This is a genomic window from Geminocystis sp. NIES-3708 (assembly GCF_001548095.1).
Taxonomy (GTDB): Bacteria; Cyanobacteriota; Cyanobacteriia; order Cyanobacteriales; family Cyanobacteriaceae; genus Geminocystis.
This window is the reverse complement of record NZ_AP014815.1, coordinates 1,252,295-1,271,564: the sequence shown is the minus strand read 5'-3', so window position 1 is coordinate 1,271,564 and position 19,270 is coordinate 1,252,295. Positions and strand designations below refer to the sequence as shown.

Below are 19,270 nucleotides of genomic sequence, written 5' to 3'. Positions count from 1 at the left end.
ACTATATTCATTGAGAGTATATTTGATAAGCTAAAACGCATCTAACTCATATTTTTAAAATTAGTAAAAAATTTAAACAACTCTTACCCATTGAAAGAGTGTCCATTACCTACTCCTACCCAGATAAATTTGTTTCCGACAAGAGTATAGCTATTTAGACTCATAATTGGAAGCATGAGACTGCAATAATTGAGTTACTTGATGAAATACACTGTTAGCATCTGAACTTTTAGTAATTGCTTGTCTTTCGGGATAAAATTCAGGGCGATCTAGATATAATGAAATAGATCTTTCTACTTGTTCATTGATTAAATTTTTTAATTCTTCTTTTGCTTTTTCCCTTTGAAAATTAGCACCTTCTTCTGTCGTTGCATAAAGGGGAGGTAGGCGATTTAAAGCATAAGCAGAAATATCTCCAACATCTAGTAATCGATTACTGGTGCTTTCAATTTCGGCAACTCTGGAAATTACTTCACTAACCACCAATTCTTCCATCACATTAATAAATTGTTTTCGAGGCATCGCTATCACTTCACCAGTTAATAATGCACCCATAAGTTTATCTAACGCCATGTATTCCTCCATAGAAAGTTCGGAAGAAGTCTCACATAATTTCCCTACTTCAGCTTCCATTATCGGAGTCAGATAACCAGTTTCTAATGCTTGATCAACAATTTTATTTATTCCCATTATATTCCTTTTTAGATCAAAATATCCATATTATTTTAGTTTATTATCAACGCACAATCAAAATATCATTGGATGGTGTAGAGTTGGAATTATTTTGAGCAGAAAAATTAGTAATCAAGAATATTGGCAGGGCAAGAGTCGTTAATGCGATAGCTGTACCAAAAATTTCTATTGTTATTTGTCTAGTGGTTTTCTTGTTCCTAGACGGTTCACCGGCTTCCATAGTTTTACGAAATTGAATTAAATGTTTGAAAAAAAGTAATAAACATATATTTTATATTCAATCAATATCATAGCAATTATTTTTGATTTAATTGTTATCAATGTAACTGGAAAAACATTTATTTCTATTCAAGCTCTAAATAATTCTGACATTGGCGATCGCAACTAATGAACAAAATTTATGAGTAGTCAGTAATTTTTAAAAAATCAAACTTTAAATTATCACTAATACATATTAAGGATTGAAACATTCTCGTATAAAATATAACTAAGTTTAAAAGATTTTCAAACTTAAAATCAGAAAGTTTAGCATTGCCCACCCTATCATTATTTTAGCGCTTGGTTAGCCTCGTTAACACTTTGTTTGATTCAGCTACAAAATCCGTCAATTTTTCTAATGTTTAATTTCTTATCATTAAAGATAAATGCTGCCCTTGAGGTGTTAAGAAGATAATACTGGGATCATAACTGGTTTCACTAGATTTAAAACCACCCACATTAATTAATGTTTTATTGTCACTTATCACAATAATATTGATATCCCTATTTATTCTCGCATAGGATACAGAAATTTGTAATTTTCCACCATTAAACAAAATAATTTCCTGTGAATTTAAAGTTAATATTTCGTGTTCAACAATGGGAGTAAAATCTCGATTAATAAATAAATTAAGTTCAAATTCTCCTACTTTTTTCCATTGATTAGATGCTTGATTCCCATAAATAACGTATAGTTTCATTCAAAGAAGTATATTAAATTTTATGGAATGTTAATTCTTAAAATAAAAAAGGTAAGCATTGCCCACTCTACAGTTAAGTTTAGCACTTGGTTAATTTCGTTAATACTTTATTTATAAGTGTCATCCTTAGAGGCAATTGTTATAATTACATATACACTATTATTAGTATCTTCTAAAAATAAAAGACGATATTTTCCGACTCTCAAAGGAAATTCTAAACGCTCTTTCAATTTCTTAATATCAAGATTTGTGGGGTTATTAAGTAAATTATCTAAGGCTTTAATAATTCTTATTTGTTCATTTTTTGGTAATTTTAATAAAAATTTTTCTGCTTTTTTTATTTTAACAGAATATAATCAAATATCATCAGTATCTTGATTTAATAATAACTTCCTTTTTAATTCACTCGAGCTAATTCCCTTGTCTTTACCAGTTAAATAATTCTGCCATGCTTCTTGACTTTCGGCAATTTCTAACTCCGATATTATATCGTCCGTTTCCCCTAATTCTTTGTATTTTTTAAGGGATTGTTTTAAAGTATTTAATAGTTGAAATTGATCAGTAATGGGCATTTTTCAACTTATTTTAAGATTTCAAAATAAGTAGTCATAACTTTATGATAAAAACTAAAATTATTATTCTCTAAATTGTAGCTAAATTGAAGATATTTTTATATTGAATAAAAAAGGTGAGCATTGCCCACCCTGTCACTATTTTAGCGCTTAGTTAGCTTCGTTAACACTTTGTTCGATCGCTCTACGAAAGCCGTCATTCCTTCCGCATCGAATGCCCGTTGTGCCATCAAGGCTAAATCATAGACATATTGACACATGAGGTTAACCATTTCTTGAGTAGGCGATTCACCGCTACCTTGAATAATTGCACCCTTGTTAAGTTGATAGATATTTTCAATCAAAGGATGAGCAGTGTTAATTACTAACATATGCTCTTCAGGAAACTTCATCTCTCGTTGTTGCATCATTGCCGTCATCTCTTGGAAACGACGCATCGCTTCGGGTAACAATACCATAGCTGGAGGAGTTTCTTCCTGAGTTTCGCTTTTTAGGGATTGAGTCTTGATGTTAACTTTAGGCTTGTTAATGGCTTTCTCAAAAATTTCCTTGATAACTTCTGCACGGGTTTTATTACTATTGGCATCAACAATTTCATTCGCTTTGTCTTCTTCCACCAAACTAGAGTCTAATTCTGAGTCAACCCTTGAGAATTTCACATCAGTATATTCTCTTTCAAGGAAAGGGATAAAGTAGTTAGTGTCAATGAAAGAATCCATGAATAACACTTCGATGTCTTGATTTTTATACAAGTCAACGTAAGTGCTTTGAGTTTGAGCATTATTACAGTAGAATACTCGTTTTTCGTGTTTTTCTTTATTTCTATCTAAATATTCGTTTAAGGTGGTGTAAGGTTGGTTATTGTCAGGGGTGACATCCTTCCAAGCATCGTCTCCAGAGTCAACTTCAACTTTAGGAGTTTCGGCTACTTTATCAGCTTGATAAGTGGTGCGATAGATGATTAAATCTTCGACTTGTTTCTTAAATTTTTCATCTCTTAATGCACCATATTTAACGAATGTGCCGACATCTTCCCAACTGCTGATATATTTTGCTTTATCATCATTATATAAAGATTTGAGTCGATCGCCTATTTTTTTACTGATAAAGTCTGCAATGCGTCTGACTGTGCGATGGTTAGTTAAAGCACTACGAGAAACGTTCAAAGGAATGTCAGGACTATCAATAACACCTCTGAGGGGCATCAAAAATTCAGGGATAATCTCTTCACAATGATCACTTACAAATACTTGGTTACAGAATAACTTAATTTGTCCTTTAGAAACATCAACATCAGGACGTAATTTAGGAAAATATAAGATACCGTTGAGTAAAAAGGGATAATCTGTGCTTAAATGTACCCATAATAAAGGATCTTCTTGGAAAGGATACAAGTAACGGTAAAATTCTAAATAATCTTCATCGGTGAGATTTTGGGGAGATTCTTTCCATAAGGCTTTTTGACGGTTAACCGCTTCACCGCCCATTTTAATGGCAACGGGTACAAAGTCAGAATATTTCTTGACAAGATTTTTAATGCGAGATTCTTCTAAATATTCAGTTTCCTCATCCATGATAGTGAGGGTGATAGTTGTGCCAGGAGTGGTGCGAGTAGAGTCACTTATTTGAAACTCAGGTGAACCATCACAACTCCAGTGAATCGCCGTTGCCCCTTCACGATATGATAAAGTGTCGATTTCTACCTGCTTAGACACCATAAAAGCAGAATAGAAACCTAAACCGAAATGCCCGATTAAATCATTGGCGGTTTTACCATATCTAGTAATAAAATCTTCAGCGCTAGAAAAGGCAACTTGGTTGATATATTTTTTTATCTCATCAACTGTCATGCCGATACCGTTATCGCTGATAGAAAGAGTTTTCTTTTCTTTATCAATACTAACAGTAATTTCAGGCTCAGGTAACTCGTTAGTAATTTCTCCCGCTAAAGATGCCATTTTTGCTTTAGAAATAGCGTCAACGGAGTTAGATATTAATTCTCTTAAAAAGATTTCATGATCAGTATAGAGGGATTTTTTAATAATGGGAAAGATATTCTCGGTATGGATGGAGATATTACCTTTTTCTAGTACAGTCGTCATAGTTTCTATTTTATTTTAAATGTAATTAATAACAATAAATAAAGATTTATCCTTCTTTTCCCAGATAAATTAGACAACAGTAAAGATTATATTTTGCGAACTTTCTTTGCGTCTTTGCGCCTTTGCGAGAGACACAAAATCTAATTTATTCATAGACGAAGGCTTACTTACTTGTCATGATGTCATAGATAATCCCACTATATCAAGATGTGGTTTACCGAATTAAAGATACTAAAAGATTTTTATATCAATAATAATCAATCGGCAATTCAAAATTAGGCAATATATTTTCCCCTAATAACAAACAAGGCATTTTTATCAGTTTTTCCCATTGATAAATTTCTACTTCTTTATCTTGAGGATTGAGTAAGTAACCTTGTCTTAATCGACTGTTTAAATACTCTTCTATTTTTAGCTGTAATGGTTTTAATCTATCACTTTGAGATCTCAATTCTATGATAGAATCTTGACAAATTGGTAGAAATTTTCGCTTTTCTTCTTCTGTTAATTTATTCCATTTTTCTGATAACACCCAAGTAACATCTGGTGGTGATTACCTCTTCGTAGTAACTTAAATATAGTAGATGAACTAAAAACAAATCCTAACTTACTTTTTTCATTTCAGATACTATAGTCATTTTAAATAAGAATGAAACAGTTTAATAATATTAAAAATTCTCAAAAACCTTGATTTGTGGGCATTGTTCATCCTACATAATTTTCCCGACTGTCTCAGTGTTATTTTAATTAACTATAACTTTAAAAATTAAATTAACTTATCTTCTCGATTGCCACTTTCTCTATCTACTGGCGACACGATAATTAACTCTCCTTAAAGACTTCTTTTCATTGGTATGTAAAGATTAGCAATACATAGTTCAGAAAATGCTTCACTTGTTAAAGTTGTGAGAGATTTAACATTGATTATAGTTACGATAAAGAGTCAAGTAGATAAAACAATTGCTTTAATATAACATTCTTTTTTTTAATTTTTGGAGGGTTAATGGGATTAACCCACACTTCTTTGATTATTGATTGAGGTTTTCTGTATCGATAATTGAGCCAATACCCTGTAAAGTTGAAACAATAGCATTCGGACTCATAAAGAGAACTTTACTACTTTCACTGCTACCGATAGTTTTGCTAGTGTCTAAATATTGTTGAGTTAAAAGAAATTGTAATGCTTTTTCTGAACCTTTATCACTGTTAAGTTGATTCATGATAATTGCCAAAGATTCGGCGGTAGCTTGTGCTTGAAGAAGTTGCTGTTGTTTTTTGGCTTCAGCTTCCAAAATAGCTGCTTTTTTCAGAGATTCTGCTTCTAACAGTTTAGCTTCTGCTCTACCTTGAGCGGAATTAATAGCTGAATCTCTATCCCCTTCGGAGTTTAAAATTACTGCCCGTTTTTTTCTTTCTGCCGTCATTTGTTGCTCCATCGCTTGTTGTACAGCAGTTGACGGTGTAATATCTTTCAATTCTACTCTCAACACTTTCACTCCCCAAGGATCTGTAGCAATATCTAATTCTCTTAGTAATATGTTGTTGATTTCAGTCCGTGCGACAAAAGTTTCATCTAATTCTAACTTGCCGATTTCTGAGCGAATTTGGGTTAAAACTAGCTTCTCCATGCCTAATTCTAAATTCTCAATTTTATAATAGGCTTTTTCCATGTCCACAATGCGCCAATAAACCACAGCATCAACAGTAATAGATACATTGTCTTTAGTGATACATGACTGAGGAGTTACATCTAAAATTTTATCTCTGATGGTGTCTTTATAAACCACTTTATCGAGAAATGGGACAACAAAATTTAACCCTGGTTCTAATTTTTTATTATAACTACCAAGACGCTCTACCAAAAACTCATTTTTTTCATTAACAATTTTGACGCTACCAAATAATGCTGAACCACCTAATGCGATAATTAAAAACAAGAATGATTCCATAATTTTTCACCTAAAAACTTGAATTTTTCAAAAATCTTGTGGGTAAAACCGATAAAGTATTCCCATTTCTACTAACAATATAAACTTTTTCATCAGGAAAAATCTTGATATTTTCATCTTCACAAATAGCACTCCATGAATTACCTTCATACATAACTTGTCCTGTTTTTCCTGCTTCAATTGCCGTAATAGTTATGCCTTCTTGTGCTTCTTCTAAAATAGGATCTTTCTTTTTGGGCATAATAAACTTTTTAGCCATGATTACTAGCACCACTGAAATAATCATCCATAAAATAATTAAAACATTATTATAAGGAATTAATAAAGCTAAACCCGCTACAATAATTGCACTTAATCCCATGGCAAATTCTACAAAAGCTGTAGGAAAAATTAATTCCATTAAGCATAAAATAGAGCCAATTATAAGCCATAAAAATACAGGAGAAGACATAATTAAATAATAAGTAATAATTAAAAAACTCAATTAATAAAATTAATTATTAATTCATAATTGCTGATAACTGATAGCTAAAAAAGTCCTAATTGTTATTCAAAATTCATTTGGATTATTTGCTAAAAATTCCTTGAGGACGAACTAATAAAATTACTATCATTATAACTAAGGCTACTGCTAGTTTATATTCTGAGCCGAAGAATGGTACACTTAATTCCTGTGCGATACCAATAATTAAACCCCCAGCGATCGCACCATAGGGATTACCAATACCTCCTAAACTGATAGCCGCAAACATTGGTAAAATTAAAAACCATCCCATGTTCGGGCGTACGGCAGTAATTAAGCCATATAAACCCCCTCCCATCGCCGTTAACACTGCTGTAATGACCCACGTGAATAAGACTACCTGTTCAACATTAATACCCGAAACTCTTGCTAAATCAATGTTATCTGCTACCGCACGCATGGCTTTTCCGATTTTGGTATTTTTAAGAATAAAATGAAGTGCGACGATCGCAATTAAAGTTAAAACAATGACAATAACTCGATAATAAGCAATTTTTACCCCACCAATATCAATAGCTTCTAATAAAGGTAAATCATAGTTTTGGTTACTTCCTCCCCAAATAAATAAAATCCCATTCCGTAAGAATAATGCTAAACCAATAGAAAGAATAATCAAAGATGTACTATTAGAACGCTTATCTCGCATAGGCTTCCATAATAACTGTTCACTGATTAACATTAAAATTATTGTCCCTACTGCCGCTACGATCATTGATAGCCAAATGTTAACACCATTATTATTAACCAACCACGTTAAATAAGCACCTACCGTCAAAAAATCACCATGGGCAAAATTTGATAATCTCAAAATACCCAAGGTGAGAGTTAAACCCACCGCAGCCAAGGCGATAATACTACCTACTGCCACACCATTAAAAAGTGATTGTATTGTTTCCATGAAGATTTAAACTTGTTAATTTTTTTTAATATTATGATTGAATAAGCATTACTTAAGGTATTCAGCAAGAATCTTCGATAAAAAAATCATACAGATTCGCAATCAGCAATTATAATATTGACTATGAAGAAAAAATATTATTTACACAATCAACCGTTTTCATTAAACCATTTGATCGCATATTGGAGAAGTTAATCAAAACCTGTGACCTATAGCAACAACAAAAGAACCAATCAAAGAGATCTACCGAAAATCAACAACAATATTCGTTTTCCCCAAGTACGAGTAATTGGTACAGAAGGAGAACAACTAGGCATCCTTGACACCAGAGACGCAAATCGTATGGCTGAGGAGCAAGAATTAGATTTAGTATTAGTCAGTGAAACCTCAGATCCTCCTGTTTGTCGTATCATGGATTACGGTAAATTTAAGTTTGAGCAAGAGAAAAAAGCCCGTGCTATCCGTAAAAAGCAACATACTGCGGATATAAAAGAGGTGAAAATGCGTTACAAAATTGATGAGCATGATTATCAAGTGCGTGTGAGTCAGGCAAAACGTTTTCTCAATGCTGGAGATAAAGTTAAAGCTACCATTAACTTTAGAGGTAGAGAAGCTCAACACGTTCACTTAGGGCAGGAATTGCTCGAACGCATGGCTCAAGATTTGACTGAGTTAGCAGAAATTCAGCAAAAACCGAAAAAAGAAGGACGTAATATGATTATGTTTTTATCACCCAAAAAGTAAGAGAAGAGGACATTAGGAGACTAGAAGGCTAGAAGATTGGGAGACAGGTAGATTGTTTTTCTTAGGAATGAATAAAATTCTCTCAAAAATGTACAAATATTGATAATTTTCTCTCATTCTAACTGTCCACCTATCAATTTGTTTAATTCTCCTTCTGTCTAACGAAGGTTTTCTCTTTCCTAATTGTTCATTTTTAACTATTTACTATTCATTATTCTCTTTTAATTATTAATTAGCTGTTCATTTTTAATTGCTTATGTTTGACTGGAAAGTAATTGAGGGGGGTTTAACTGCTCCTAAAGGCTTTAAATCTTCAGGGATCACCGCCGGGTTAAAAGCTTCTAAAAGTCCTGATTTAGCCCTTATTTACTCAGAAACTGATGCCATCGCCGCTGGGGTTTTTACTACTTCTGAAGTTCGTGCTGCTTGTGTTGATTATTGTCGGCAAAAGTTACAAAAAAAATCTAGTGCTAGAGCAATTTTATGTAACTCAGGTCAGGCTAACGCAGCTACAGGAGAGCAGGGTTGGCAAGATGCTTTAGATAGTGCTTCGGCTCTGGCTAAGGAGTTGAATATTGATGCTGATGCCATTTTATTAGCTTCTACTGGGGTAATCGGGCAGCGTATCAAGATGGACATCATGATCAATGCTTTCCCTCAATTAGTAGCGGAATTATCGGATAATGGTGGAGAATCTACAGCAAAAGCCATTATTACCACTGATTTAGTTACCAAATCCATCGCCCTTGAAACTATGATTGATGGTCGCCCTGTGCGTATTGGTGGTATTTCTAAAGGTTCAGGCATGATTCACCCTAATATGGCTACTATGTTAGGTTTTATTACCTGTGATGCGGCGGTTTCTACCCAACTATGGCAACAAATGTTAAAACGGGCGGCAGATAAGAGTTTTAATCAAATTACCGTTGATGGCGACACTAGCACTAACGATAGTTTAATCGCCCTTGCTAATGGTCAATCTCGCACTCCTGCTATCACTACCTTAGACGAAAATGGACAAAAATTAGAAGCTATGCTGACAGAAGTTTGTCAATATTTAGCTAAGGCTATCGCCCGTGATGGTGAAGGTGCTACTTGTTTGATTGAAGTAGAAGTACAGGGAGCGACTGATGAAACTTCTGCTCGTCAAATAGCCAAAACCATTGTGGGATCATCTTTAGTCAAATCTGCTATTTTTGGGCGTGATCCTAATTGGGGAAGAATAGCCGCAGCAGCAGGTAGAGCAGGAGTACAATTTAATCAAGATGATTTAATGATTAAACTTGGGGACTTTTTATTGATGGAAAGAGGACAACCTCAAGTGTTCGATCGCCAAGCTGCCAGTAACTATCTGAAACAAGCGGCACTAGGGGAATATTTAAAAAATGATACTGTTGTAATTTCTGTATCTGTAGGAAATGGTTCAGGAGTGGGTAAGGCTTGGGGTTGTGATCTTAGCTATGATTATGTGAAGATTAACGCTGAATATACAACCTAACCATTTTTGATTAATCTCAGTTCAACAAAATAAAAATGATCAAAAAAAGATTACTTATTTTAGGTGGAACTACTGAAGCTCTACAATTACATTCTCTGGTTACAAACATTCCTAACCTAGAAGTAATCACTTCTTTAGCTGGTAGAACCAGTCAACCAATTAGCCGAAGTTCTCGTATAGGTGGTTTTGGCGGTGTTTCTGGCTTGATTGAATATTTGCAGCGAGAAAAAATTGATTTTCTCATTGATGCTACTCATCCCTTTGCTAGTCAAATGTCATGGAATGCTTTTAAAGCCACTAAAATTGTTAATATTCCTAGTTTACAATTGTTGCGATCGCCTTGGGAACAACAAGAGGGAGATAATTGGATTGAGGTAGATAGTAATGAGTCAGCAGCCCAAATTTTATCAGATTTAGCTGAAAGAATTTTTCTTACCATTGGTAGGCAGGAGTTAGCTACTTATGCTCATCTGCATACTCTCTGGTTTTTAATGCGCATGATTGAATCACCTTCTCCCCCCTTACCATCAGGTCATTTACTGTTGGCTAGAGGTCCTTTTTCTTTAGTTGGTGAAGAGTTTTTGTTACAAAAATATAATATTCAAGCAGTTGTAACTAAAAATAGTGGAGGAAGTGCGACATATCCCAAGATTATCGCCGCTAGGAAATTGGGTTTACCCGTGGTGATGATTCAACGTCCATGTGTACCGGAAGGTGATCGAGTTTTTGATATTCAAGGGGCTTTTGATTGGTTAATTAAATTAATCTCCTTTAATAGCAATATATTGAGTAACAGGAGACAGGGCTTTCCATCCTAAAAATTTACCGATAGGTTCGGCTCGTTGAATGGCAATGCGACTTAAGTTTCCTCCCCACTGTTTTTGCCATTGAAATAGTAATTGTTCCCCTTCAATGGTGACGGCATTGGCTACAAGTTTTCCCCCTTGTGGAAGGGCATTCCAACAAGTTTGGAGGAGATTTTTGCTGGTGACACCTCCACCGATAAAGATGGTATCTGGTTGAGGTAAATTGACAAGGGCTTGTGGTGCTTTTCCCTCAATAATTTGTAAGTGGGGAGTGCCGAGAGCGATCGCATTATCAGCAATATATTGAAGACGTTGAGGATGTTTTTCGATAGCAATAGCTTGACAACGATGATCACTGCGCATCCATTCAATGGAGATCGAACCACAACCGGCTCCCACATCCCATAATAGTTGTCCGGGTAAGGGGGAAAGAGTAGAAAGGGTAATGGCTCTAATTTCTTTTTTAGTTAATTGTCCGTCGTGGTGATAGGCTTCGTCGGGAAGTCCTGGAAGATGGGGATTTAAAATAGGGATCTTAGTTGAATCGGGAATACAGGTAAGGGCTATCGAGTTCAAGTCAGCTACATTATGAATATCCCATCTACTTGCTATCCCTTCCATTAGGCGTTCTTTTTTACCTCCTAAATGTTCTAAAACAGTAATTGCACTCTTACCAAAACCTTTTTCAGTGAGAATTTGGGCGACTTGGGAAGGAGTATTTTTATCAGCACTTAAAATCAATAACCGAGCATTAGGATATAGAAAACGATGTAATAAAGCAGGATTTCGACCGCACAGACTCAGGGTTTCCACCTCAGTTAACGACCATCCTAAACGGGAACAGATTAAACTGAAACTAGAAGGAGCAGGAATAATAGTCATTTCGGTGAGGGGAAAACGACGGCTTAAAGTCACCCCAATCCCGTAACACATAGGATCTCCACTGGCTAAAATACAAATCCTTTTACCTCGACGTTGAGATATGTCTGAGAGAGATTTTTCGAGGGGGGAAGACCAAAGGATTTGTTCTCGTGGATCATTAGCAGATAACATAGCTAAATGACGTTGACCACCGAATAGCACTTCAGCTTGATTAATCAGCGATCGTCCTACAGGGGAAACACCATTCAAACCGTCTTCACCGACACCCACAATAGATAACCATTTAGTATTTTGAGTCATTATCTATTAAATTATTACTTTTTAGACTTTTACCATACCATCTTAGATTAGGTGAAAAATTATGTTATACTTTTGTGACTTAAGATAGGGAAAGTCCAGTCAAATTCTGGTACTGTGCCGCAGCTGTAAAATCAATTTTTGTCAAATTGAATGAGTCAGAATGCCAACCTTAAGTGGTTTAATCATCTAATCTCTGCGTTGCACAGAGGAGGAAAATAATTTGAATTGGTTATCTAAAGCTAATACTTGTCCGGGTTTATATTATGGTACCTTGGCACAAGATGGTTTTTTAATTCGTTTGCGCATACCAGGAGGGTTAATAAATTTACCACAGGGAAAAGCAGTTGTCCAGATCCTAGAAAAATGTGGTAAAAATAGTATTCAAGTCACAAATCGAGGTAATTTACAAATTAGAGCTGTAGAAACTGCTCCATCTATAGAGATTTATCAACAATTGCAAGAAGTAGGTTTAGCAAGTCAAAATATTCAACTAGATCACTTTCGCAATGTAATGATCAGTCCTACGGCTGGAATTGATACACAGGAATTATTTGATACTCGTTCCCTCATGAAAGCAATTTTAAACTATATTGAGGAACATCCCGAATTAGGGCAACTTTCCCCCAAATTCAGTATCGGTATTGACGGAGGAGGGCAAATCGCTATTGGTATTCGTTCCTCGGCAGTCTGGGAACATCGCTATAATGAGATACAATTCTCGGCTATGACTCACAATAGTGAAACTTACCTGCATTTAGCTTTAGGTGGAGATAAACAATTATGGGATACAGAAATTATTATTAAGCCGGAAAAATGTCTTTTTCTTATTGACGCTTTAACCAGTGTTTATGTGGATTATGTGAAGAAAAATCGGCAGGAAAAACCCCTCCGTCTCAAACATCTTCTACAGGATTGGGGATTGTCCACTTATCTTCAGAAAGTAATCCGTAAATTGAATTTTGCCTATAACTTGACAAAAATTAAGTTAATTCCATCTTTACCCTATCGTCATCTAGGAATTTATCCACAGAAACAAGGTGGATTATCTTATATTGGTTTAAGTTTACCTTTAGGTCATGTCACTCTGAAACAATGGCAAGGTTTACTCAAACTAGCTACGGAATTTGGTAGGGATGAAATTCGTCTTACACCTTGGCAATCAATAATCTTACCGAATATGCCCACTGAAAAATTAGGAGAAGTTTTATCCCAATTACAAAAGTTAAATTTATGCCACGATAAAAATCAACCCCAAGGAGCGATTATTGCCTGTGCAGGAAAACCGAGTTGTAAATCAGCCATAACCGAAACTCAAAATCATGGAATGCTTTTAATTAAGCACCTTCAAGAGAGATTAAACCTCAAACATCCCGTTAATATTCATCTAACAGGTTGTTCAAAGTCCTGTGCACAACCAAGTCCTGCGGAAATTACCCTAGTTGGTACTATGATAGAACAGGAAGGAAAAATGGTTGAGGGATATAATATTTATCTTGGTGATGAAAAACATTCCTATAGAGAGAAAATTACCGAATTACCCTTTGTAGAAGTTCTTCCTATGATGGAAAAATTAATTAAAAACCGTAAATTAAACATTAAAGATGATTGACTATATTCGTAATGGAGATGAGATTTACCGACAGTCATTTGCCATTATTCGTCAAGAAGCTAAATTCAATAATTTAGCACCTGATTTAGCCCATGTAGCCGTACGACTAATTCATTCTTGTGGGATGACAGATATTGTACAAGATTTAGAAGCTTCTCCTGATGCAATAGAAAAAGGACGTTCTGCCTTAAATAATGGTGCTAAAATTCTTTGTGACTCGCAAATGGTGGCTAATGGTATTACTCGTCGGCGACTACCTGCTAATAATGAGATTATTTGTACTCTTCATGATGCTCAAGTACCAGAAATTGCTCGTTCTATTGATAATACAAGGTCTGCAGCCGCCCTTGATCTGTGGAAACCTCATTTAGCCAATTCCGTGGTAGTAATTGGCAATGCACCAACGGCTTTGTTCCGTTTATTGGAATTATTAGATGAAAATGTAGCTAAACCTGCCTTAATTTTAGGCTTTCCTGTTGGGTTTGTGGGGGCGATGGAATCTAAGCGGGAATTAGCTCATAATTCTCGTTGTGTCGCTTTTATTACTCTCCATGGAAGAAGAGGAGGAAGTGCGATCGCTGCTGCCGCTGTCAATGCCTTAGCTAAGGAGAGTGAATTATGAAGCAAGGACGTTTATATGGCTTAGGAATAGGACCAGGTGATCCAGAATTATTAACCCTGAAAGCGTACAGGATTTTAACTTCATCTCCTGTAATTGCTTATCCTACTATGGAGAGTGGTAAAGTCCTAGCCAGAGGTTTTGTTGCTGATTTTATCACCCCTAAGCAAATTGAAATTCCCATCCCTTTACCTTTTAGTGTCGAACGTTCATCCCAACCTTATTATGATGTGGCGGCGGAAAAAATTGCTCTTCATTTACAAGATGGTCGAGATGTAGCAGTATTGTGTTTGGGGGATCCCATGTTATATGGTACATTTATGTATATTTTTAATCGCCTTTCTCCACAGTTTCAGGTGGAAGTTGTGCCGGGTATTTCTTCGATGATGGCTGGTGCGGCGATGTTGGGTACACCTTTAACCTATCGTAATGATATATTTACGATTATACCTGCTACTTTGGAAGCTGATATTATTGGCGATCACCTGAAAAAATGCGATGCGGCAGCTATTATTAAATTGGGAAGACATTTTCCGAAAGTAAGGGAAATTCTTGATCAATTAGATCTATTAGAGCGTGCTCTGTATATTGAACGAGCGACCTGTCCAAATCAACGCATTGTGCCAATTAGGGAAGTTGAACTATCTGATATTACCTATTGGTCATTAATTATTATTCCTAGCCAAACTAAACCCCTATAACTTTATCTGAGGTTTTCTTTAACCTGAAAATAATTTAATGTTTCATGAAAAGTAATTCATTTGATTGTTGTATTTCTTCTCATTCTCCCATTTTATCTTTAGTAACTTATGAAAGCTCCTGCCATTGTCATTTTAGGTGAAAACAGTATTCATGTTGCTCGTAAGGTTCAAAATGCTTTACCTGAAGCGGTTATTTATGGATTGGCTAATCGCACTCAATCTGCTGATGTCAGTTATGACAATTTTGGTGAATTGATAACAAAGCTGTTTCAACATGGTACTCCTATTATTGGAGTTTGTGCTACTGGTATTTTAATTAGAACTATAGCCCCTTTGTTGCAAAATAAATGGCAAGAAGCTCCACTTTTAGCGATCGCGGAAGATGGCAGTGCTGTAGTACCATTATTGGGAGGAATAACAGGAGTAAATGAACTTGCACGCCAAATTGGTTCTATTTTAGAGGTATCTCCAGCTATCACAACCACAGGAGAAATTCGCTTTCGTACTACGTTATTATCTCCGCCTCAAGGTTATCGTTTAATAAATCCTGATGATGGGAAGGTTTTTATTGCCGATTTGTTGGCTGGAAAATCTGTTAAGTTGTTAGGTGAAGCTCCTTGGTTGATGGATAGTCAATTACCTTTCTCCCCCGAAGGTGATTTAACTATTGCTATTAATCAACAAAATGTTATCCCCTCTCCCACTTGTTTAGTTTATGAAGGGCAAAAAAACGAGCTTAATCAAGGTAAATTGACTATTGTGGGAACAGGACCTGGTAGTCAAGAATGGCTCTCTCCTCAAGTACGTCAAGTGTTGCTGTGTGCAACGGATTGGGTTGGTTATAAAACTTATTTGGATTTGGTGGAATATCTTAGGAAACCTTATATTAACCGCCATGAATCTGATAATAGGGTGGAATTGGATCGAGCAGAAATGGCTTTAAATCTCGCTAGTGAAGGAAAATCCGTGGTTTTGGTTTCTTCAGGAGATCCTGGTATTTATGCTATGGCGGCGGCAGTTTTTGAAGTTTTAGAACGAAAACCTCAAGACAAGTGGAATAAGGTGAAAATCAAAGTTTGTCCGGGGATTTCGGCAATGCAGGCGGCGGCTTCTATGGTTGGAGCACCTTTAGGTCATGATTTTTGCGTTATTTCTCTTTCTAATATCCTTAAACCTTGGGAGGTGATTGCCCATCGTATTAGTTTGGCGGCTCAAGCTGATTTGGCGATGGCTTTTTATAATCCTATTTCCAAGGAGCGCACTTGGCAACTAACCAAGGCAAAAGAAATTCTTTTACAGTGGCGTAAACCTGAAACTCCTATTGTTTTAGCTAGAAACTTAGGTCGTCTTGGGCAACAGGTTATAATTAAATCACTCACTGATTTAGCCGCAGAAGATGCGGATATGCGTACTATAATTTTAATTGGTTCAAGTCAAACCCGTATTATTAAACAAGGAAATAATATTCAATGGCTTTATACTCCACGTTATTATGATACTTAAAGTTTCGTTCCCTGCCTGAAAGAGTTTTTAATTTCAGAAATTCCTCTTTAAGATTAATCAATATTTATTCATGAGAAAAAAATGTGAAATTCTTTTATAATTCTGTTATCTAAATTTAAAATCGGTAAAAGATTAAGTGATGGTGAATACATTTAATATTAGTAAAGCAGACGGTTCAACCAAAGATGTAAGAGGTTATCGTTACGCACCTCCGAAAGCAGGGGTTAAATATTTTTCTGCCACACAAATAAGTAATCTTCCGCCGAGAGTAGATTTGAGAAAGTATATGACAACAGTAGAAAATCAAGGAGGCATTGGGAGTTGTACCGCTAATGCTGTAGCTGGAGCTTATGAATATTTAGTAAAACGTCACAAAGGTATTGAAGATTATGATGTGAGCCGACTGTTTATTTATTACAACGGTCGATACATTGATGGTACTCAAGATGAAGATGCTGGTTGTGTTATTTCCTCTGCTATTGAAAGTTTAAAAGAATATGGTGCTTGTTCTGAAACAACTTGGCCTTATCAACCAAAAAGATTTAATCATGAACCTTCAGAGGAAGCCTACGAAGAAGCATCATATTTTATTGTTGAAGATATGCAAATGGTATCATTAGATCTTAATCTATGGAAAAAAGTACTATCTAATGGTTATCCGATTATTTTTGGATTACGACTTTATAACTCCTTTGATGCTCATCGAAAACCCGGATTAGTTCCCATCCCCACTCAAAGTGAAGTATCAAGGCAAAAACATGGAGGACACGCTATGTTATGCGTAGGTTACTCAGATCCTGATCGTATTTTTATTGTTAGAAATTCTTGGGGAAATGATTGGGGAGACAATGGTTATTGTTATATTCCCTATGATTATTTAATGAATTCTACATACAATTTTAATGATTCTTGGATTGTTAAACAACTTACTAATTTTGAGGTTGATGAATCTACATGGGGAGATGATTCTTCGATTACAGGGGATTTTGAGACAGAATTGGCAGAAATGACAGATGAAGATTATCAGCAGATGTTAGAAGCTATGGGAGATTATCCTTTAGAATTTCGCATTGCCTTAATTATTTTAAATGCCGCATCTGCTGATGGAGAGGTTAGTGATGATGAAATAGAAGAAATTTCAACCTATATGGAAGAAACTTTAGACAAATTAGGTATAAATCTTTCTGCGGTTAAAATCATAAAAAATTGTCAAAAAGAATTAAAAAATAAAAGACTTTTAGAAGAATCTATTGAATTATTAGGAGAATATCTTTCTTTTGGTTTACTGGCAAAAATTTTAAATGATATTCAAGATATTATTGGAGTAGATAATCTTAGTGAAGAAGAAGAAAATTTCATAGGAATATTAACGGAAAAATGGCAAATCCAAGATGATGAAGACTATCAAGATGATGAAGATAATGAAGATAATGAAGACTATCAAGATGATGAAGACGACGAAGATGATGAAGACGACGAAGATGATGAAGATGATGAAGATGATGAAGACGACGAAGATGATGAAGATGATGAAGACGACGAAGATGATGAAGACTATGAAGATGACGAAGATGAGTAAGCCCAAACTTATTAGACATTTCTAAAAAGGAAATTTTAAAATTAATTCTTGTTTAGAAATCATCAATTATTTTCTATTTGCTATTTATTGCTTGACTTTTTTAGAAGTCTATTTTATTGGCATTTTTTTATTTTCAAATCGGTTATTGATTTTTGCTACCAAAATTATTAATCAATTAATAATTTATAAAACAAAATTTAGCTAAACTGAATTACGAAGAAAATCAATTTTGATAGAATTAATATCAATTGTTACACTTATTAGTTAATTTACTATTTCCTATTCATGAGTAATCAATCAGAATCTTTCAGTCGTATTCAAATTCTAATATTCATGGGTGTTACTGCCCTAATTCTATTGATTATTGCCCAATTTTGGCGTGAATTAGGAGCAATCAATTTAATACCGATTAGGTTTAATTTAGAAGACTTTTTTCTAGGAGTTATGATTGCTATTGGTATAGTTGGTGCTAGTTCAATTTTGAGTCAAATTTGGGAAGATTATCGCCGTAGTGCAGAAGCCTATTTAGAGTTAATTGTAACTCCCTTAGTATTTTCTGATTTAATTTGGCTAGGTTTATTACCCGGATTAAGTGAAGAATTATTATTTAGAGGAGTAATGATTCCTGCTTTAGGTTATGATTTATTTGCTGTGATTGTTTCTAGTATTCTTTTTGGTGTCTTACATTTAAGTAATGTTCAGAATTGGCATTATGTAGTGTGGGCAATTATTGTTGGTTTTGTTTTGGGTTATAGTGTTTATATAACCAATAATTTATTTGTTCCAATTATTGCTCATAGTTTGACTAATTTTTTCTCTAGTTTAATGTGGAAAATAAAAAAAAGAACGACAGAAGCAAAATAATTGTTATGTTAACTTATAATCTTTTTTACTTATCAAAAAAAATTTATTAATTATGTTTAAAGATTGGGATTTTGATGACTGGATGAATCATATTCTATTTGTTGGAACTATTCTATTATTGTTATACTCATTTTTTTTTATTTAGCTTAAATAGTCTTTAGTATTCAGGAGAAAATAACAATGAATATAAAAATGATGATCTTTTCAGGAATAGTCAATGCGGCAATTCTAGCAATGATTGCCTTAGCTGTAAATCATATTTCAGGCAGAGAACATAGAAGAGTAATTGTTGTAACTGGAGGTGCTATTTTGGGTTTTGTCATCGGTTGTGCTTATCAAGGAATTGCACAGCAAAAAAGAGATAGTGATGATGATTTTCCTGAAGAGAATTTAAAACAATAAACTCAAATTGATGATAAAATTTATCAGTAAATAAGTCAAATAATTTCTATATTTTATTAACTACAAG

At 34.7% G+C, this 19,270-nt stretch carries 20 protein-coding genes; 10 read left to right on the top strand and 10 right to left on the bottom strand.

All coding sequences use genetic code 11. From position 1 onward, the window contains the following. Window positions 1–150: 150 nt before the first annotated feature. The 9 genes from GM3708_RS05500 to GM3708_RS05465 form a co-directional block, all read right to left on the bottom strand. Entirely contained in the window at window positions 151–690 is a 540-nt protein-coding gene (locus tag GM3708_RS05500; protein WP_066344752.1) for a late competence development ComFB family protein, read from the bottom strand. Between the two features lie 46 nt (window positions 691–736). Beyond that, window positions 737–913 carry a hypothetical protein gene (locus tag GM3708_RS18825; protein ID WP_173644996.1) on the bottom strand — a complete coding sequence of 59 codons (177 nt, stop codon included), beginning with the start codon at window positions 911–913 and terminating at the stop codon, window positions 737–739. A 400-nt stretch (window positions 914–1,313) separates the two neighbouring features. Continuing rightward, window positions 1,314–1,652: a hypothetical protein gene (locus GM3708_RS05495; RefSeq protein ID WP_066344751.1), complete on the bottom strand. Its 339-nt coding sequence runs from the start codon at window positions 1,650–1,652 to the stop codon at window positions 1,314–1,316. Between the two features lie 356 nt (window positions 1,653–2,008). Then, window positions 2,009–2,224, bottom strand: a complete 216-nt coding sequence (locus tag GM3708_RS05490) for a hypothetical protein (RefSeq protein ID WP_071827590.1) — start codon at window positions 2,222–2,224, stop codon at window positions 2,009–2,011. A 143-nt stretch (window positions 2,225–2,367) separates the two neighbouring features. Continuing rightward, a complete protein-coding gene (htpG, locus tag GM3708_RS05485) occupies window positions 2,368–4,326 on the bottom strand; it encodes a molecular chaperone HtpG (protein ID WP_066344750.1) in 1,959 nt (652 codons plus the stop codon). A 247-nt stretch (window positions 4,327–4,573) separates the two neighbouring features. Next, complete coding sequence (locus GM3708_RS05480) at window positions 4,574–4,858, bottom strand: Uma2 family endonuclease (RefSeq protein ID WP_066344749.1); 285 nt, start codon at window positions 4,856–4,858, stop codon at window positions 4,574–4,576. Window positions 4,859–5,354: 496 nt separating this feature from the next. Continuing rightward, window positions 5,355–6,275 (bottom strand): SPFH domain-containing protein, encoded by a 921-nt coding sequence (locus tag GM3708_RS05475; RefSeq protein ID WP_066344748.1) that lies wholly within the window; start codon window positions 6,273–6,275, stop codon window positions 5,355–5,357. Window positions 6,276–6,285: 10 nt separating this feature from the next. Next, window positions 6,286–6,726, bottom strand: coding sequence for an NfeD family protein (locus GM3708_RS05470; RefSeq protein WP_066344746.1), 441 nt, complete (start codon window positions 6,724–6,726; stop codon window positions 6,286–6,288). 115 nt (window positions 6,727–6,841) lie between these two features. Beyond that, window positions 6,842–7,696 carry a branched-chain amino acid ABC transporter permease gene (locus tag GM3708_RS05465; RefSeq protein ID WP_066344744.1) on the bottom strand — a complete coding sequence of 285 codons (855 nt, stop codon included), beginning with the start codon at window positions 7,694–7,696 and terminating at the stop codon, window positions 6,842–6,844. A gap of 204 nt (window positions 7,697–7,900) precedes the next feature. Here GM3708_RS05465 and infC point away from each other — a divergent pair, with 204 nt between their 5' ends. The 3 genes from infC to GM3708_RS05450 all read left to right on the top strand — a co-directional run bounded on the left by infC (window position 7,901) and on the right by GM3708_RS05450 (window position 10,756). Further along, complete coding sequence (gene infC / locus GM3708_RS05460; RefSeq protein WP_066344743.1) at window positions 7,901–8,440, top strand: translation initiation factor IF-3; 540 nt, start codon at window positions 7,901–7,903, stop codon at window positions 8,438–8,440. A 256-nt stretch (window positions 8,441–8,696) separates the two neighbouring features. Further along, window positions 8,697–9,938 (top strand): bifunctional ornithine acetyltransferase/N-acetylglutamate synthase, encoded by a 1,242-nt coding sequence (gene argJ / locus GM3708_RS05455; RefSeq protein ID WP_066344741.1) that lies wholly within the window; start codon window positions 8,697–8,699, stop codon window positions 9,936–9,938. Between the two features lie 35 nt (window positions 9,939–9,973). Continuing rightward, window positions 9,974–10,756 (top strand): cobalt-precorrin-6A reductase, encoded by a 783-nt coding sequence (locus tag GM3708_RS05450; RefSeq protein ID WP_066344740.1) that lies wholly within the window; start codon window positions 9,974–9,976, stop codon window positions 10,754–10,756. Here the strand turns inward: GM3708_RS05450 and GM3708_RS05445 are convergent. Beyond that, window positions 10,700–11,926 carry a bifunctional cobalt-precorrin-7 (C(5))-methyltransferase/cobalt-precorrin-6B (C(15))-methyltransferase gene (locus GM3708_RS05445; protein ID WP_066344739.1) on the bottom strand — a complete coding sequence of 409 codons (1,227 nt, stop codon included), beginning with the start codon at window positions 11,924–11,926 and terminating at the stop codon, window positions 10,700–10,702. The two genes, GM3708_RS05450 and GM3708_RS05445, sit on opposite strands and share 57 nt — an antisense overlap. A 220-nt stretch (window positions 11,927–12,146) precedes the next feature. On the opposite strand from GM3708_RS05445, the gene cobG reads away from it, so the two are divergent. The 7 genes from cobG (at window position 12,147) to GM3708_RS05410 (ending at window position 19,203) form a co-directional block, all read left to right on the top strand. Beyond that, window positions 12,147–13,535 (top strand): precorrin-3B synthase, encoded by a 1,389-nt coding sequence (cobG, locus tag GM3708_RS05440; RefSeq protein ID WP_066344738.1) that lies wholly within the window; start codon window positions 12,147–12,149, stop codon window positions 13,533–13,535. Further along, a complete protein-coding gene (locus GM3708_RS05435) occupies window positions 13,528–14,157 on the top strand; it encodes a precorrin-8X methylmutase (RefSeq protein WP_066344737.1) in 630 nt (209 codons plus the stop codon). Before cobG ends, GM3708_RS05435 begins: the two co-directional genes overlap by 8 nt. Further along, on the top strand, window positions 14,151–14,855 hold the full coding sequence (gene cobI / locus GM3708_RS05430; RefSeq protein ID WP_173645036.1) for a precorrin-2 C(20)-methyltransferase: 705 nt from the start codon (window positions 14,151–14,153) through the stop codon (window positions 14,853–14,855). The genes GM3708_RS05435 and cobI overlap by 7 nt, the downstream gene beginning before the upstream one ends. Before the next feature lie 108 nt (window positions 14,856–14,963). Then, entirely contained in the window at window positions 14,964–16,358 is a 1,395-nt protein-coding gene (cobJ, locus tag GM3708_RS05425; RefSeq protein WP_066344734.1) for a precorrin-3B C(17)-methyltransferase, read from the top strand. 139 nt (window positions 16,359–16,497) lie between these two features. Further along, window positions 16,498–17,937 (top strand): C1 family peptidase, encoded by a 1,440-nt coding sequence (locus GM3708_RS18935; protein WP_066344733.1) that lies wholly within the window; start codon window positions 16,498–16,500, stop codon window positions 17,935–17,937. A 285-nt stretch (window positions 17,938–18,222) separates the two neighbouring features. Continuing rightward, entirely contained in the window at window positions 18,223–18,801 is a 579-nt protein-coding gene (locus GM3708_RS05415; protein ID WP_066344732.1) for a CPBP family intramembrane glutamic endopeptidase, read from the top strand. A gap of 180 nt (window positions 18,802–18,981) precedes the next feature. Then, complete coding sequence (locus GM3708_RS05410; protein ID WP_066344731.1) at window positions 18,982–19,203, top strand: hypothetical protein; 222 nt, start codon at window positions 18,982–18,984, stop codon at window positions 19,201–19,203. The last annotated feature ends 67 nt before the right edge of the window (window positions 19,204–19,270 follow it).